8 protein-coding genes and 4 rRNA genes are annotated in these 18,202 nt (G+C 47.3%); 11 read left to right on the top strand and 1 reads right to left on the bottom strand.

Going from position 1 to position 18,202, the window contains the following annotated elements; translation table 11 throughout:
• The first annotated feature begins 142 nt into the window (after positions 1-142).
• The 4 genes from U4956_RS04485 to rrf all read left to right on the top strand — a co-directional run bounded on the left by U4956_RS04485 (position 143) and on the right by rrf (position 6,228).
• On the top strand, positions 143-469 hold the full coding sequence (locus tag U4956_RS04485) for a hypothetical protein (RefSeq protein WP_323089305.1): 327 nt from the start codon (positions 143-145) through the stop codon (positions 467-469).
• A 666-nt stretch (positions 470-1,135) separates the two neighbouring features.
• Positions 1,136-2,664 (top strand): 16S ribosomal RNA (locus U4956_RS04480).
• 351 nt (positions 2,665-3,015) lie between these two features.
• Positions 3,016-5,896, top strand: a 23S ribosomal RNA gene (locus U4956_RS04475).
• A gap of 225 nt (positions 5,897-6,121) precedes the next feature.
• Positions 6,122-6,228 (top strand): 5S ribosomal RNA (rrf, locus tag U4956_RS04470).
• Together the 16S, 23S and 5S rRNA genes form the textbook arrangement of a ribosomal RNA operon.
• 66 nt (positions 6,229-6,294) lie before the next feature.
• Here rrf and U4956_RS04465 read toward each other — a convergent pair.
• Positions 6,295-7,476: a Fic family protein gene (locus U4956_RS04465; protein ID WP_323089303.1), complete on the bottom strand. Its 1,182-nt coding sequence runs from the start codon at positions 7,474-7,476 to the stop codon at positions 6,295-6,297.
• 485 nt (positions 7,477-7,961) lie between these two features.
• On the opposite strand from U4956_RS04465, the gene U4956_RS04460 reads away from it, so the two are divergent.
• The 7 genes from U4956_RS04460 to U4956_RS04430 all read left to right on the top strand — a co-directional run bounded on the left by U4956_RS04460 (position 7,962) and on the right by U4956_RS04430 (position 18,032).
• A complete protein-coding gene (locus U4956_RS04460; protein ID WP_323089301.1) occupies positions 7,962-9,293 on the top strand; it encodes an MATE family efflux transporter in 1,332 nt (443 codons plus the stop codon).
• 552 nt (positions 9,294-9,845) lie between these two features.
• Entirely contained in the window at positions 9,846-10,559 is a 714-nt protein-coding gene (locus U4956_RS04455; protein WP_323089300.1) for an MIP/aquaporin family protein, read from the top strand.
• Positions 10,560-11,138: 579 nt separating this feature from the next.
• A complete protein-coding gene (glpK, locus tag U4956_RS04450) occupies positions 11,139-12,638 on the top strand; it encodes a glycerol kinase GlpK (protein ID WP_323089299.1) in 1,500 nt (499 codons plus the stop codon).
• A 243-nt stretch (positions 12,639-12,881) separates the two neighbouring features.
• Positions 12,882-14,318, top strand: a complete 1,437-nt coding sequence (locus U4956_RS04445; RefSeq protein WP_323089298.1) for an NAD(P)/FAD-dependent oxidoreductase — start codon at positions 12,882-12,884, stop codon at positions 14,316-14,318.
• Positions 14,308-15,564, top strand: a complete 1,257-nt coding sequence (locus tag U4956_RS04440) for an NAD(P)/FAD-dependent oxidoreductase (protein WP_323089297.1) — start codon at positions 14,308-14,310, stop codon at positions 15,562-15,564. The genes U4956_RS04445 and U4956_RS04440 overlap by 11 nt, the downstream gene beginning before the upstream one ends.
• 1 nt (position 15,565) lies before the next feature.
• Entirely contained in the window at positions 15,566-15,931 is a 366-nt protein-coding gene (locus U4956_RS04435; protein WP_323089295.1) for a DUF1667 domain-containing protein, read from the top strand.
• A 572-nt stretch (positions 15,932-16,503) separates the two neighbouring features.
• A 16S ribosomal RNA gene (locus U4956_RS04430) occupies positions 16,504-18,032 on the top strand.
• Positions 18,033-18,202: the final 170 nt, after the last annotated feature.

The following is an 18,202-nucleotide window of genomic DNA, read 5'->3' as shown; positions in this document are numbered from 1 at the left end:
CCGAACACTGTTCGCAGACAGGGATGTAACCGTTTTATCCTATCAGGGATAAAATAACCTCATTTAACGAAGGGACGAGATTGCTCTTGCACCGGTCTATGCCTGCGGAAGCTGCCTGTTTCCCCAGATGAATGAAGAGATTATGAAAAAGGTATTAGAAGATCCAGCAGAAAGAGATCTGCGGATTTTTGAAACTCCTCTTTCCGCAATTAAAGTCGATGGAAAGAAAATCCGATACTTTGACTTTTTGTCTTCTTTGCAGAACCAGGACTGCAACAAGGCACTCAAGCGGATTCTTCCAAAGATTAATATGGAGAAGATCAACCGGATCATAGACGAAACGCCGTTTCTGTCCGAATTGCAGGCTTCTTTTTATAAGACCATGCTGAAGGAGCGAAAAGAGAAAATTTTGGATTTTTCTTACCAGAAACTTTTAGAACAAGAACAGACAAACTCACCGGGGCATTAAGCTGCCAAAAGCAAAATTATAAACTTCATCAGAGCTGATTGGGATGATCCAGTCAGCTCTTCCCGTTTTTGCATTCTCCTCTTGTAAGAACTGTCGGTCTTGATTGAACCAGCGCCAATCCATGATTATGGATTGAGTTTATTGTTTCGATTTACTTTTTGCGGGAATTGAGGTGTAAATGTTTGACAGAAAAGTGCCTCAGAGCGTATAGTCAAAAAGCTGTTTTTCAGGCAATGAGAAATGGCAGATGAATTCTACAAGGGAATACTTACCGGTTATCGGTGAATGGCTGTCTTGTGAATTCTCAAAATATTTTCGCAAAAGTGCTTGGCCTGGGATACCACCCGGTGTTATAGTAACTGAGCGTTAAGAAACACGGCGACAAAGCTGCTGATCTAACGCAAATCATCTTTAGATATCAAAGAAATCATCGGTTGTGAAATTCTTAAAAAATATTTCGCGAAAGATGTTGACTTCTGGATCTGCTGATGATAAGATAAACAAGCCTTGTGAGGGAAATTGATTCGCTCACAAACAGATGGCTCTTTGAAAACTCTGATTACAGACAATTCAATATTCGAAATTAACACGTCGATTCTTGAAACAACACTTAATACTTCAATAATCAATTCACGAAATATAAACGCAATAGCGTTGAGTCAATATCAAATGGAGAGTTTGATCCTGGCTCAGGATGAACGCTGGCGGCATGCCTAATACATGCAAGTCGAACGGAACACTTTTGTGTTCAGTGGCGAACGGGTGAGTAACACGTAGATAACCTGCCCATATCCGGGGGATACGCTTTGGAAACGAAGTCTAAAACCCCATAGGAAAACAGAGGGCATCTTCTGTTTTTGAAACAGGCCTTAAAGCCTGGGAGATGAATGGATCTGCGGTGCATTAGTTAGTTGGCAGGGTAAAAGCCTACCAAGACGATGATGCATAGCCGGCCTGAGAGGGCGATCGGCCACACTGGGACTGAGACACGGCCCAGACTCCTGCGGGAGGCAGCAGTAGGGAATTTTCGTCAATGGGCGCAAGCCTGAACGAGCAATGCCGCGTGAGTGAGGAAGGTCTTCGGATCGTAAAGCTCTGTTGCAGGTCAGAAAAGAAGAAAAGAGGAAATGCTTTTCTTTTGATAGTAACCTGCCAGAAAGTCACGGCTAACTACGTGCCAGCAGCCGCGGTAATACGTAGGTGGCAAGCGTTATCCGGAATGATTGGGCGTAAAGGGTGCGCAGGCGGCGTGGCAAGTCTGAAGTGAAAGGTACGGGCTCAACCTGTACAGGCTTTGGAAACTGCCACGCTCGAGGACAGGAGAGGGCGGTGGAACTCCATGTGTAGCGGTAAAATGCGTAGATATATGGAAGAACACCAGTGGCGAAGGCGGCCGCCTGGACTGTTACTGACGCTCAGGCACGAAAGCGTGGGGAGCAAATAGGATTAGATACCCTAGTAGTCCACGCCCTAAACGATGAGGAGCAGGTGTCGGGGGTAATGCCCCGGTGCCGAAGCTAACGCAATGACTCCTCCGCCTGGGGAGTATGCACGCAAGTGTGAAACTCAAAGGAATTGACGGGGGCCCGCACAAGCGGTGGAGTATGTGGTTTAATTCGAAGCAACGCGAAGAACCTTACCAGGCCTTGACATGGGATGCGAAGACTTAGAGATAAGTTGGAGGTTAACATCCACACAGGTGGTGCATGGTTGTCGTCAGCTCGTGTCGTGAGATGTTCAGTTAAGTCTGGCAACGAGCGCAACCCTCGTGATCTGTTACTACCAGTAAGATGAGGACTCAGATCAGACTGCCGGTGACAAACCGGAGGAAGGCGGGGATGACGTCAAATCATCATGCCCCTTATGGCCTGGGCTACACACGTACTACAATGGCGCCTACAGACGGAAGCGAAGCTGTGAAGTGGAGCGAACCCGAGAAAAGGCGTCCCAGTTCGGATTGAAGTCTGCAACCCGACTTCATGAAGTTGGAATCGCTAGTAATCGCGGATCAGCATGCCGCGGTGAATACGTTCCCGGGCCTTGTACACACCGCCCGTCAAACCATGGAAGCCGGCAACGCCCGAAGCCGATGGCATAACCTGAAAAGGAGTGAGTCGTCGAAGGCGGGGCCGATGACTGGGGTTAAGTCGTAACAAGGTATCCCTACGGGAACGTGGGGATGGATCACCTCCTTTCTAAGGAGAAAGTACAAGGAAGCATTAAGTAACTAAGTTGGAGTCTGTAACAGAGTTTTGGAAGAGCGATCTTCCAGACTGATTAGCTGCAATAGCGGCACTGGTCTTCAGAAATGGAGAACAGTTCCAGTCAGTCACAACATGGATCTTTGAAAAACGAACATCAGTATAAGACATAACAGAAGGTCTGACGTAAGTTGTAAGTAACAACGTTACGAAAGTAACCGACTGAAAAGAGAGAAGAAATTCGATCTTTGAAGTCACAAGATTTACCAAGTCAGAAAACAGTTAACAGTTCTTATTAGAAAAATCTCGAAAAAGCATAGTTAAAAACAAGCATATTTGAAACTAGATCAAGCAAGGAAGGGCGTACGGAGGATGCCTTGCCACTCTTGAATGATGAAGGACGCATCAGACTGCGAAAAGCTGCGGGGAGCTGTCAGGAAAGCGACGATCCGCAGGTATCCGAATGGGGGAACCCGGCTGGAGTCATATCCAGTCATCCATATTTCTGAATGTGGAGAGCAACCCGGTGAACTGAAACATCTAAGTAGCCGGAGGAAAAGAAAACAACAGTGATTTCCCGAGTAGCGGCGAGCGAAAGGGAATTAGCCCAAACCATAGCGATATGGGGTTGTAGGAGCGCAACAGATGAAACGCGAGTGAACAGGAACGTGATGGAAAGCACGGACACAGAAGGTGAAATCCCTGTACTGGAAAGCAAGCAAAGTAGTCAGCGAGATCCTGAGTACGACGGGACACGTGAAATCCTGTCGGAAGCAGGCGGGACCATCCGCCAAGGCTGAATAAGTAAGAGTGAGCGACAGTGAAGAAGTACCGTGAGGGAAAGGTGAAAAGAACCGCGCAAGCGGAGTGAAAGAGAACCTGAAACCGTATGCCTGCAAGAAGTCAGAGCCCGTCAAAGGGTGATGGCGTGCCTTTTGTAGAATGAACCGGCGAGCTGCTTTTGGATGCAAGGTTAAGCAGGAAAATGCGAAGCCGAAGCGAAAGCGAGTCTTAACAGGGCGAATGAAGTAGCCAGGAGCAGACCCGAAACCGGGTGATCTAGCCATGGGCAGGTTGAAGCAGAGGTGAAACTTTGTGGAGGACCGAACCGACCATCGTTGAAAAGCTGGCGGATGACCTGTGGCTGGCGGAGAAATTCCAATCGAACCCGGAGATAGCTGGTTCTCCCCGAAATAGCTTTAGGGCTAGCGTTAACGCAAGCCTGCGGAGGTAGAGCACTGAATTCATGATGGCCCCATCCCGGGGTACTGAATGGAATCAAACTTCGAATGCCGCAAGGATAGTAGTTGGCAGTCAGAGTGTGGGTGATAAGGTCCATGCTCAAGAGGGAAACAGCCCAGACCGCCGGCTAAGGCCCCAAAATGATGACTCAGTGGAAAAGGATGTGGGGACGCACGGACAACTAGGAGGTTGGCTCAGAAGCAGCCACCCTTTAAAGAGTGCGTAACAGCTCACTAGTCGAGTGGCCCTGCGCCGAAAATGTACCGGGGCTAAGTCATCTGCCGAAGCCGCGGATAAGGATTGAAAGATTTTTATGGTAGGGGAGCGTTGCATGTTCATGGAAGCAGAATCGTGAGAGTCTGTGGAGGACATGGAAGTGAGAATGCCGGTGTGAGTAGCGAGATGCAGGTGAGAATCCTGCACACCGAAAGCCCAAGGATTCCAGGGGAAGGTTCGTCCGCCCTGGGTCAGTCGGGACCTAATGATAAGCCGACAGGCGAAGCAGATGGAAAGCAGGCGAAGATTCCTGCACCCGCAATAAAGGCGATGGAGTGACAAAGACGGGAAGTGTGACCCTCTTAATGGATTGAGGGCCAAGCGCGGCAGTACGGATCCAGGCAAATCCGGATCAATGCGTACAGAGCGTGAAGGGTAAGCGAAATCGAAAGAAAGTAGCCAAGCACATGGAGCGGCTTTCAAGAAAAGCTTCTAGCTTAAACTTTATTGCGGCCCGTACCAAAACCGACACAGGTGGGCGCGCTGAGCAAGCGAAGGTGAGCGAGAGAACTGTTGCCAAGGAACTCGGCAAAATTGCCCCGTACGTTCGCAAGAAGGGGCGCTCGAGAGAGCCGCAGTGAAAAGGCCCAAGCGACTGTTTAACTAAAACACAGCTCTATGCAAAGCCGCAAGGCGAAGTATATGGGGTGACACCTGCCCGGTGCTGGAAGGTTAAGGGGATCTGTTATCCGCAGGGAGAAGCAGTGGTCCGAAGCCCCAGTGAACGGCGGCCGTAACTATAACGGTCCTAAGGTAGCGAAATTCCTTGTCAGGTAAGTTCTGACCCGCACGAAAGGTGAAACGATTTGGGCGCTGTCTCGGCAGCAGACTCGGTGAAATCTTAGTACCTGTGAAAATGCAGGTTACCCGCAACTAGACGGAAAGACCCCATGGAGCTTTACTGCAGCCTGGTATTGGGTTTTGGATGGTCATGTACAGGATAGGCGGGAGGCTATGAAGAAGGAACGTCAGTTTCTTTGGAGCCGCCGTTGGGATACCGCCCCTGATGATTTGAAGCCCTAACGTGAAGAGAGAATCTTACAGACAGTGCCAGGCGGGCAGTTTGACTGGGGCGGTCGCCTCCTAAAGAGTAACGGAGGCGCCCAAAGGTGCGTTCAGTCTGGATGGAAACCAGACAGAGAGTGTAAATGCAAAAGCGCGCCTGACTGCGACACCAACAAGTGGAGCAGGGACGAAAGTCGGGATTAGTGATCCGGCGGTACCGAATGGAAGGGCCGTCGCTCAACGGATAAAAGCTACCCTGGGGATAACAGGCTGATCCCGCCCAAGAGTTCACATCGACGGCGGGGTTTGGCACCTCGATGTCGGCTCATCGCATCCTGGAGCTGGATTCGGTTCCAAGGGTTGGGCTGTCCGCCCATTAAAGCGGTACGCGAGCTGGGTTCAGAACGTCGTGAGACAGTTCGGTCCCTATCTGTTGTGGGCGCAGGAGATCTGAGGGGAGCTGTCCTCAGTACGAGAGGACCGGGATGGACCTGCCAATGGTGCATCGGTTGTCACGCCAGTGGCACAGCCGGGCAGCCAAGCAGGGAATGGATAAGCGCTGAAAGCATCTAAGTGCGAAGCCAGCCCAAGATAAGATCTGCGGTAGATAAGACCCCTTGAAGACTACAAGGAAATAGGCTGGGTATGGAAGTGGAGTGATCCATGAAGTTGGCCAGTACTAATCGGTCGAAAGCTTAATCTAAGATAACGAGAGCGCCTGTTGGAGTGATGAAGAAGATGGAAACAGAGTCAAAGACACAAGTTAAAGACAATGATTCCAGAATCATTCAAAATCACAGACAGGCGGTAATAAGAAGTAAACGATCAGAAATGATCAGATCATAACTGTAACCAAGGTTATGTCGAAGCTGGTGTTTGTTTTTGAAAGATCCATGAGATAAAATGGTTAAGTCGTAAGACAAACCGGTATGGTGACGATAGCCAATGGGTCACACCCGTTCCCATCTCGAACACGGCCGTTAAGCCATTGAACGCCGACGATAGTGTAAAAGCAAAAATAGGAAGTCGCCAGACGAAGTTAAATCCCTGAAGAATAAAGGAGAAATCCGATATTCTTCAGGGATTTTTTTGTAGTCAGAGTCAGACACTTTGAACACGATTAAAAAAATCACGATGCAAAGAGTAGCGCCAGATCCTTCCATCTTTTTCGCGCCAAAGATCAGTTTCAAATTCTTTTACCATTTTCTGAACCATTGGTTTTGAGCAGTTCAGTTCTTTGGTAATCTCGTCCTGACTCAGTCCAATCAAACCATAAAGAGTCGTCTTTGCCATCAGCTTGAGAAACGCCTTTTTGTTTTTAGAAATGGACATTGCATCGATGAGTAAAAAAGTTTGCTGGAGGTTTTCACGAGTCTGTTTCACCATATGGATTCCTCTGTTCATGGATTCTTTGATCAGGTTGAGCATCATGATCAGAAATGGAGTCAGATCTCCACGATTGAGAGGATCTTCTGCCAGTTCGAAATTTCGATAATACTCGCTTCGATTTTGCTTAACGATCAGCGAAAAGTTGAGAAGGCCGCAAAGGGACAGATCCTGGGCCAACAGGCGGATTGTCAGATAACGGCCCATTCTGCCGTTGCCATCATAAAATGGATGAATATAGCCAAAGAGAAAGTGGAAGATGCCTGCCTGGATGAGTCTGTTGTATCCGTTGAGATCGTGCAAACATTGATCAAGCGCCACGATGATTTTTTCTTCTGGATAAAGTCCTTGGTGGATTGTTTTCAGATCATTTCCGACAAATACCTCTTCTTTGCGAAATAATTTTCCATCCGGAATATCGGCCTTGTCAATTCCAAGAGGTGTGCCAAGAAACATCTTGTGATAGAGCTCAGAAATTTCCTGCGAGTTCTGGGGAAATTTCTGTTCGGGCTTTAAGAGATTTTTGTAAAGCCTGACCTGGCTGGAAAAACGGCTGGCGTGATGGATAGAATAATCCAAATCGGATCTGAATAATTCTTTTTTTGAACTATTAACCCCTTCAATTGTATTGCTCTGCTTAATTTCCTCCAAAAGAACTGTATACAACAGGGCATTCAGATTGTCGACGGTTTGGGACAGTGCGGTACATTGGCTGTTCAATAACAAAATCTCATAGACCAGATCGTTTACTTCCTGATTCTGCAAAAAGAAAAATGGATTATTTTCTTTCATCAACGACAGGCGGACGCATTGGTCAGAATGGATCCGCTGGCCGTAAATGCTCTTCTCGTCACACGAAGGATCATGAAAGCATTTTTTAAGGGAACGATAAGCCATATCTCTACCTCCAGTTTTTCTCGAGATGATCATTGTGATTTTCTGTTTCTGTGTATTGAAGCGGGTTTGCCAGAATAAAGACTCAAGTCTGGAAGAAACATTATGATCTGCCAGGTCAGATTTTTTGATTCTGAACTAATAATGGATGAGACTATTTTATCAGCCAGGACAAGAATACGGATTTCACTGATAAAATTTGGCCAAAATTATCAGTTAAGTTCATCAAATCGCGTTGACTGATAATTTATATCTGTGAACAGAGAAACAAGATTCAAGAAATTTGAGAAGGAAAGAAGACCAGGCAAAAAAATTGAATTTCTTCGCAGATTGTTCTTGACCGTGTAGTTGCTCCACGGTTTAAAACAATATCAGCAACGTTGCCTTCCTCTAAAACATATCTTTTATCGATAGATAGTGATGCTCAAAGCTGGATTGTACTTTGAGAATTTCCGGCGTCTGCCGGATTTTGAGAAAGGAGTCTTATCATGCAAAATCTTCCCATCCCTAAACTTCTTCTGAAAATGTCACCACCCGTGATGCTCACATTGTTGATTGTTTCGGTTTATAACGTGGTTGACAGCTATTTTGTCGCCCAGTATTCGCAGACAGGTCTGGCTGCCCTGTCCCTGGTCTACCCTTTGCAGCTGCTGTTGACGGCGTTTTCAACGGGAACAGGAACAGGTGTCAATATTCTGATTTCCCGGCTGGATGGTACGGGCCAGAAGGACAGAATTCATGATGTTGTCCGCACTGCCCTGATTCTGGGCGTTTTTTGCGGTCTGGTTTATCTTTGTGCGGCCTTTGCGGGAATGGGGACCTACTTTGCGATGAATACCCGCCAGGCAGATGTAGCTCAGGCCGGTATTCTTTATTTCCGGCTGGTCAGCCTGTTTGCTCCGGTCTTGTTTCTGGAGGCAGTCTGCACCAAAATGTTGCAGGCAAAAGGAAATATGGTTTTGCCGATGGCCGGGCAGGTCTGTGGTGCTCTTTCTAATATCATTCTGGATCCAATCCTGATTTTTGGCCTCTGGGGAGTGCCGGCGCTTGGAATCACAGGTGCTGCGATTGCAACCGTAGTGGGTCAGTCTATTTCGATGGTCATTGTCTTTGGGGGCGTCATTCATCATTTTTCTTTGAAGAAAGGACAGTCCAGTTTTTGGTTGTGTGGACAGATCCTCAAAGAAAGTGTCGCACCAATTCTGAGTCAGGCATTAGGGGCGCTCTACGTGGTAGGGCTTAATCTGGTTTTAAAATCGTTCTCAGAAGATGCGGTGACCGTTCTGGGAATTTACTATAAAATCCAGACTTTCTTCTTCATTCCATTGATGGGTCTGCAGCAGGTTATTTTGCCAATTGTCAGCTTCAACTATGGAGCTGGTCAGTATAAACGGATTCAGGAAACCCTGAACTGGTCGCTGGGCATCTCGTGTGTCCTGATGAGTTTAGGCACCCTGATCTTCTTGTTCTTTCCAGAGCAGCTGGTGGGTATTTTCTCCCATGAACCTTCGATCCTGGCTATTGGTCCAACTGCTTTTCGGACTATTTCGCTGAATTTTATTCCGGCTGGCATTACGTTGATGCTTTCCGTCTATTTTCAGGGAATTAACCGATCGAATGACTGCATTCTGGCCATGGTTTTGCGGCAGGTTGTTTTACTGGTGCCTTTGGCCTGGCTGTTCCATTTCTTCGGCCTGGAAGCTGTGTGGCTGACTTTCCCGGTCACTGAAGGAATCGTGGCAATTGTCTGCCTCATTCTGTACCACCGAAATCGCACCATTCTGGTTTCGCGCTATCTGCCGGCAGCCGTTTTATCCTGAGCAGAAAAGAAAATGAAGATTATCGTCCAAACGCGGGATCAAAAAAACCAGAAGATCTGAAAGCCCATCAGTCTTCTGGTTTTTTTGATCTGAAAACTGGATAAAATGCTCTGTGGATTTTCGATCTGCAGAGCTTCTGATTGCTGATTCGAGCTTTTCCACTTGCTGGATTTGGAGAATCAAAGAGAGATCAGATAAAAAGAGGAATCAGAAAAAAGAGAGACTGAATGAATGGAAAGAGAGAATAGTAAACAGTATAGGGGAATTTGATTTTGCGGGACAAGATTAACAAACGATCGTAAATTTGCAAATACTAATTCCGTATAGGTGAGATAAAACTGAATTGTTGTTGAAACTACTAGACATTAAACCGCAAATGTCTAAATGAAATATGAAAGATAGATAGAGATCATACGGAGAATCCTGTAGGATGTAAGAGGTTGCAGGCAAGTCTGATCAGGGTGAGCGCGCATAAGAATCCGACAGATGAACCTGTACGCGACGCGTCATCATTTCTGTCTGGCTGATTCAGCCAGAGGGAAGGAGCCTATCATGTTACCTTACGTATCAGAGTTTATTGGAACTCTGCTGCTGATCGTTCTGGGAGGAGGAGTCGTTGCAAACGTGAATCTGAATCACTCAGGAATGAAAGGCGCTGGTTCCATCCAGATCACCATTGCCTGGGGTCTGGCGGTTATGATCCCGGCATTCATCTTTGGCGAAGCATCGGGAGCCTCGTTTAACCCGGCACTGACCATTGCCCTTGCGGTTGATGGTTCATTTCCGTGGAACCGGGTGGCTGGCTATATTGCGGCCCAGGTTGCGGGAGCCTTTGTCGGTGCTTGCATTGTTTATCTGCTGTTTAAAGGACAGTTTGATGCAACGGACGATCCGGACATCAAAAAAGGGGTGTTCTGCACCTCTCCATCGGTCCGGAATCTGTGGCTGAACTTTTTGAGTGAGTTTGTTGGGACGTTCATTCTTGTTTTTGCGATTAAGGGAATTTCCAATGTAACGGGACTGGCCAGTGGTGTTGACAAACTGTTTGTATTTGGAATTATTGTGGCGATCGGTATGTCCCTTGGCGGACTGACGGGCTATGCCATCAACCCAGCTCGCAATCTTGGGCCGCGTCTGGCGCACGCTGTTCTTCCCATTCAGAACAAAGCGGACAGTGACTGGAAATATGGTCTGCTGGTTCCGATTTTTGGTCCGATCTGCGGTGCGATCTGTGCGGTTCTGGTTTACGGAGTCATTCCCTGGTAAGCCAATACGATAAGAAAAGAGAAATAATTCAGACCATTCTGGATGCTTTCGGACGATCTGATTCAAAGAATAATTTTGAATGCCCACTTAATTGGTAAGACCAATATTAGCGTGATCTTTAGAATTATACAGATCGTCCGGTAAGCATTCCTGCTTAAAAGCGATGTAAATCGGTCTGGATTGAACTGAGGAATGCGAAATGAGCTTTTATGGAGAACCGGACGAAAGCGAAAACCAGCATTCCATCAATACGAGAACAACTGTAAATAAATCAAAGTTAACAACTTTTACACTGTTGAATCACTATAATCATTCCTTCATTTCAATGCTGGCAAGAAAAAGTTTCCCTCTTTTCCAGCTCATGATCGCAAATTCTGGCAGGACTTTGGTCAGCACAATCGATCATGGCTCTTGTCTGGGCAGACTTTTATTTGTGGATCTTGTCCTCAACAAAAGGGCTGCAGCAAGAAGAAATGAAGAAAACAGGGGACTGGTTCTGGACAGGATCAAGAGGCAGCCAGGCGTGCAGGGGGTTCCTGTTTGGATGGATCAGACCTTACAATTTAAGAGGAATAGATAATGGCAGACAAAGAATACATCATGGCCATTGACCATGGAACAACATCAACACGGGCGATTCTGTTTGATCATGACTGTAACAGTGTGGCTACAGCTCAGCGCGAGGGCGGTGTAGACTATCCGGCTCCGGGCTGGGTGGAACAGGATGCAATTTCAATCTGGCTGGATACAATGTCCGTCATGGCTGGGGTACTCAATAACAGCGGCATCGAGCCAAGCCAGATCAAGGCAATTGGAATTTCTAACCAGCGTGAAACAACGGTCCTGTGGGACAAGAATACCGGCCTTCCTGTTTATAAAGCCATCGTCTGGCAGTCTCGCCAGACCAGTGACATCTGTGATGGCTGGAAAGAAGAAGGATTAGAGGAGATGGTTCGTGAAAAGACAGGCCTGAGAATTGATCCATACTTCTCTGCATCGAAAATTGCCTGGATCCTGAATAATGTTCCGGGTGCCAGAGAAAAGGCAGAAAAAGGAGATCTGCTCTTTGGAAATATGGATTGCTGGCTGGTCTGGAAACTGACCGGCGGCCAGCAGCATATTACGGATGCGACGAACGCAAGCCGTACTTTGCTTTGTAATATCGAAACGGTTGACTGGGATGATGAGCTGCTTAAAGCGTTCAATATTCCAAGAAGCATTCTTCCGCAGATTGTTCCAACCTCAGATGTTTATGGAAATACTGCACCGTATGCTTTCTTCGGTCTGGAAGTGCCAATCTGCTCGATGGTTGGAGACCAGCAGGCAGCTTTGTTTGGCCAGCTTTGCCTGGATCGCGGTATGGCGAAAAACACCTATGGAACGGGTGGATTTTTATTGATGAATACAGGTCCTGAAATTGTGCGATCGAAAAACGGACTGTTGAGCACAATTGCCTGGAAGATCGGCGAACAGGTGACTTATGCCCTGGAAGGCTCAATTTTCGTCTCCGGTTCGGTCATGAAATGGATGCGTGATGAACTGCATCTGTTCACCAATGTCAATGATACAGAAGAGATGGCCAATCGAGCCGGAACGACTGCAGGGGTTTATGTGATTCCGGCCTTCGTTGGACTGGGCGCTCCGTATTGGGACGATAAGGCAAAAGCATCTATTGTGGGACTGAGCCTGGGTACAAATCGTGATCATCTGGTCCGGGCGGCCATTGAATCGATGGCTTATCAGGCCAAGGAAGTTCTGGATGCGATGGAGCAGGATTCCCAGATTCCAATCCAGAAATTGAAAGTCGATGGCGGGGCGGCTGCCAATAACTTCCTGCTTCAGTTCCAGGCGGACCTTTGTCAGATTCCAGTCGATCGTTTCAAAGTCAATGAACTGACTGCTCTGGGGGCAGCTTTCCTGGCCGGCCTTGCTATTGGTTTCTGGAATCAGGATGAACTGAAAATAGAAGTTGGCCGCAGTTTTGAACCACAGCGCTCAGCTCAAGAGATGGAAAAACGCTATCAGAACTGGAAGCATGCGGTTATGGCGTGCAAAGAATTCAAGCCGGAGATTTTATAAAAAAAGTATTGTTGAATTTCAACCTGAATTATGTGAAATTTTCTGACAAAATAGATAGGAGAAATCTAGGATCATGAAACAGACAAGGTTTCTGAAGAGCAGACCCGTTAGAATGTAGGGCAATACGCATCCGGACTGATCTGTTTCACAATCTGGAAAAGGAAATTAAAACCACCATAAAGCATTTTGCTTAACTCTGTAAATGGTGGACCAAGAAGCTTAGAAAATAAACGAGGTACTGATATGGATTTTGATGTCGTAATCATTGGAGGCGGAGTAACGGGATCAGCGATTGCTTACGAACTGGCAAAGACGGATCTGAAGGTTGCCCTGCTGGAAAAAGAGGAGGATGTCTGTGAAGGAACTTCAAAGGCAAATTCGGCGATTGTTCATGCTGGATTTGATGCTCTGCCCGGAACGCTGAAGGCTAAACTGAATGTCGAAGGATCAAAAATGATGCCAGAACTGGCCAGACTTCTTGATTTTGAATACAAGAACAATGGCGCACTGGTTCTTTGTTTTGATGAAGAGCACCGCAAAGGTGTTATCGAACTGTATGATCGTGGTCAGGCCAATGGTGTAGAGGGTCTGCAGATTCTTGAAAAAGAACAGGTCAAAGAAATGGAGCCCCATGTATCAGACGAGGTAGTCTGCGCTTTATATGCTCCGACTTCTTCCATTGTCTGTCCATTTGGACTGACCATTGCGCTGGCCGAAAATGCAGCCGACAACGGAGTGAAGTTTTTCTTCAACCAGCCGGTGGAAACGATCGAGAAGATTGATGGCGGCTGGAAAATCAATGACAAGTACACCACGAAAACCATCGTCAATGCGGCAGGCGTATATGCGGATGAAATTCACAATGAGGTCAGTGAAAAGAAAATTCATATTACCCCAAGACGCGGTGAATACGTTCTGTTAGACCGTTCAGCTGGAGATTTGTGCTCGCATACCTTATTCCAGCTTCCAACCCCAGCCGGGAAAGGTGTTCTGATTACGCCAACTGTTCACGGCAACATGATGATCGGGCCGAATGCACAGGAAACAGAAACCAAAGAAAATACCAATACCACGTCTGAAGGTCAGGCTGAAATCCGTGCCAAAGCCTTAAAAACCATTTCGTCGATTCCTTTCCAGAAAGCAATTCGAACGTTCAGCGGCCTGCGGGCTACACCAGAGGGCGGAGACTTTATTCTTGAAGAAAGTGCGGATGGATTTTTCGATGCAGCCGGTATTGAATCCCCAGGTCTTTCTTCTGCACCAGCAATTGGCAAGATGGTTGCTGGCATGGTGGAAGACAAACTGAAACCAGGTAAAAAAGAAAACTACCAAGCCACCCGCAAAGGCTTTGTGAATGTTAAAAATCTGACGAAAGAAGAATGGGACAAGCTCATTGAACAGGATCCTGATTATGGAACCATCGTTTGCCGGTGCGAAACCGTTACAGCAGGTTCCATTAAAGATGCTCTTCATCGTTCGATTCCTGCCGTTTCGCTCGATGGCATTAAGCGCCGCACCAGAGCCGGAATGGGCAGATGCCAGGCTGGCTTCTGCTCGCCGCGATCCATGGAAATCATTTCGAAAGAACTGCATATTCCAATGGATGAAATTTGTCAGTCCGGTAAGGGAAGCAAACTGATTACTGGCAAAGTGAAAGAAGGTCTGAACAATGGAAAATAAGCAGCTTGTAATCATCGGCGGCGGACCAGCTGGACTGGCAGCAGCGGTTGCAGCGAAAAAAGCAGGTCTCGATGATATTCTGATTCTGGAACGGGATACTCAGCTTGGCGGAATTCTTAACCAGTGCATTCATAATGGGTTTGGTCTTCATACCTTTAAAGAAGAGTTGACTGGACCTGAATACGCCCAACGCTTTATCGATCAAATGCTGGATCTGGAAATTCCCTATGAGCTGAACAGTATGGTTCTGGATATTTCCAAAGACAAAACAATTCGCTATGTCAACAAGGATGAGGGTGTAAAGGATATCAAAGCCGATGCAATCATTCTGGCCATGGGATGCCGGGAACGTCCGGCGGGTGCCCTGTCGATTCCAGGGTATCGTCCAGCAGGGATCTATTCTGCCGGGACCGCCCAGAAACTGGTCAACATGGATGGCCTGATGCCAGGTAAAGAAGTCGTGATCCTGGGATCTGGCGATATCGGGCTGATCATGGCCCGTCGTATGACTTTTGAAGGGGCTCATGTTCATACCGTTGCCGAACTGATGCCTTATTCTGGCGGTCTGAAACGAAATATTGTTCAGTGTCTTCAGGATTTTGATATCCCCCTGCAGCTGTCTCATACCGTCACCAATATCAAAGGCAAAGAACGCGTGGAATCCATTACCATTGCCGAGGTGGATGAAAACCGAAAACCAATTCCGGGAACGGAAGTGGAGTATCCCTGTGATACTTTATTGCTGAGCTGCGGCCTGATTCCGGAAAACGAGCTGAGTCAGCAGGCAGGCGTTGAACTTTCTCGGATCACCAATGGACCAGTGGTCAATGAATCTCTGGAAACCAATATTGAAGGCGTCTTTGCCTGCGGCAACGTTCTCCATGTCCACGATCTGGTTGACTTTGTTTCACAGGAAGCAGCCAAAGCCGGCCAAAAAGCTGCTCAGTATGTTCTGGAAGGCATCCCCACAAGCAAGCACGAAATTCCAGTGAGGACTGGCGGCCTTGTTCGCTATACTGTTCCATTTACTGTGGATCCTGAACGGATGGATGAAAACCAGGTAGTCCGTTTCCGGGTGGGCAACGTCTTAAAAGGCGGATATGTGAATGTTTATGTGGATGATGAACGCAAGATTCACCGTAAGAAAATGATCATGGCGCCAGGTGAAATGGAAAACATCATTCTGAAAAAGGAATGGATCAAACCGGAGACCAAGACGATCCGTGTAGAAACGGAGGAAGCCTGAGATGGAAACAAGAGAACTGATCTGCATCAACTGCCCAATGGGATGTAATCTGACGGTTACGATTGAAAACGGCCAGGCTGTTTCGGTAACCGGAAATACCTGCCCTCGTGGAGCAAAATATGGAATCAGTGAAGTCACCCGGCCAGTCCGGATGGTTACAAGCATCGTTCCAGTCAAGGACGGCGTGATTCCAATGGTTTCCTGCAAGACAGCCGCACCGGTGGATAAAAATAAAATGTTTGATGTCATTGAAGCCCTTAAAAGTGTGGTGGCCATTGCACCGGTTCATATTGGAGATATTTTGCTGGAAAATGCCGCTGACAGTGGTGTAAACGTCATTGCCACCAAAGAAGTCAGACAAAGATAGCTACAATGCCAAAAACCAGAGACTTTTACCCTATGAAATAGATTTCGCTTGATTTTCAAAAAGAATATGCAACAATAAATCCCTATCGCCAACGCAGCGGTAGGGATTTTTATATCCATATACCTATCTCAGATTCAAAAGGGACGCTTAGACCAGAATCTGAATATCCTGATTGAATCTTTACGGCCAGAAAAAGGTCCGGTTGTGAATTATAAAAACATTTTCACAAAAACGCTTGACCCGGAATACCACCCGGTGTTATAGTAATTGAGCGTTAAGAAAACGCGGTGCCAAGCCGCTGATCTGACGCAAATCATCTTTAGATATCGAAGAAATCATTGATTGTGAAATTCTTAAAAATATTTCACAAAAGATGTTGACTTCCTGTCTGGCAGATGATAAGATAAACAAGCTTGTGAGGGAAAATGATTCACTCACAAACAGATGGCTCTTTGAAAACTCTGATTACAGACAATTCAATATTCGAAATTAACACGTCGATTCTTGAAACAACACTTAATACTTCAATAATCAATTCACGAAATATAAACGCAATAGCGTTGAGTCAATATCAAATGGAGAGTTTGATCCTGGCTCAGGATGAACGCTGGCGGCATGCCTAATACATGCAAGTCGAACGGAACACTTTTGTGTTCAGTGGCGAACGGGTGAGTAACACGTAGATAACCTGCCCATATCCGGGGGATACGCTTTGGAAACGAAGTCTAAAACCCCATAGGAAAACAGAAGACATCTTCTGTTTTTGAAACAGGCCCTAAAGCCTGGGAGATGAATGGATCTGCGGTGCATTAGTTAGTTGGCAGGGTAAAAGCCTACCAAGACGATGATGCATAGCCGGCCTGAGAGGGCGATCGGCCACACTGGGACTGAGACACGGCCCAGACTCCTGCGGGAGGCAGCAGTAGGGAATTTTCGTCAATGGGCGCAAGCCTGAACGAGCAATGCCGCGTGAGTGAGGAAGGTCTTCGGATCGTAAAGCTCTGTTGCAGGTCAGAAAAGAAGAAAAGAGGAAATGCTTTTCTTTTGATAGTAACCTGCCAGAAAGTCACGGCTAACTACGTGCCAGCAGCCGCGGTAATACGTAGGTGGCAAGCGTTATCCGGAATGATTGGGCGTAAAGGGTGCGCAGGCGGCGTGGCAAGTCTGAAGTGAAAGGTACGGGCTCAACCTGTACAGGCTTTGGAAACTGCCACGCTCGAGGACAGGAGAGGGCGGTGGAACTCCATGTGTAGCGGTAAAATGCGTAGATATATGGAAGAACACCAGTGGCGAAGGCGGCCGCCTGGACTGTTACTGACGCTCAGGCACGAAAGCGTGGGGAGCAAATAGGATTAGATACCCTAGTAGTCCACGCCCTAAACGATGAGGAGCAGGTGTCGGGGGTAATGCCCCGGTGCCGAAGCTAACGCAATGACTCCTCCGCCTGGGGAGTATGCACGCAAGTGTGAAACTCAAAGGAATTGACGGGGGCCCGCACAAGCGGTGGAGTATGTGGTTTAATTCGAAGCAACGCGAAGAACCTTACCAGGCCTTGACATGGGATGCGAAGACTTAGAGATAAGTTGGAGGTTAACATCCACACAGGTGGTGCATGGTTGTCGTCAGCTCGTGTCGTGAGATGTTCAGTTAAGTCTGGCAACGAGCGCAACCCTCGTGATCTGTTACTACCAGTAAGATGAGGACTCAGATCAGACTGCCGGTGACAAACCGGAGGAAGGCGGGGATGACGTCAAATCATCATGCCCCTTATGGCCTGGGCTACACACGTACTACAATGGCGCCTACAGACGGAAGCGAAGCTGTGAAGTGGAGCGAACCCGAGAAAAGGCGTCCCAGTTCGGATTGAAGTCTGCAACCCGACTTCATGAAGTTGGAATCGCTAGTAATCGCGGATCAGCATGCCGCGGTGAATACGTTCCCGGGCCTTGTACACACCGCCCGTCAAACCATGGAAGCCGGCAACGCCCGAAGCCGATGGCATAACCTGAAAAGGAGTGAGTCGTCGAAGGCGGGGCCGATGACTGGGGTTAAGTCGTAACAAGGTATCCCTACGGGAACGTGGGGATGGATCACCTCCTTTCTAAGGAGAAAGTACAAGGAAGCATTAAGTAACTAAGTTGGAGTCTGTAACAGAGTTTTGGAAGAGCAATCTTCCAGATTGAGTGATAGAGAAATCTTCATTCGATCACAACATGGATCTTTGAAAAACGAACATCAGTATAAGACATAACAGAAGGTCTGACGTAAGTT

This window comes from Allobaculum sp. JKK-2023 (assembly GCF_034745455.1).
Classification (GTDB): domain Bacteria; phylum Bacillota_I; class Bacilli_A; order Erysipelotrichales; family Erysipelotrichaceae; genus Allobaculum.
The sequence above is the reverse complement of the archived record's forward strand: the minus strand, read 5'-3'. Positions and strand labels throughout refer to the sequence as shown.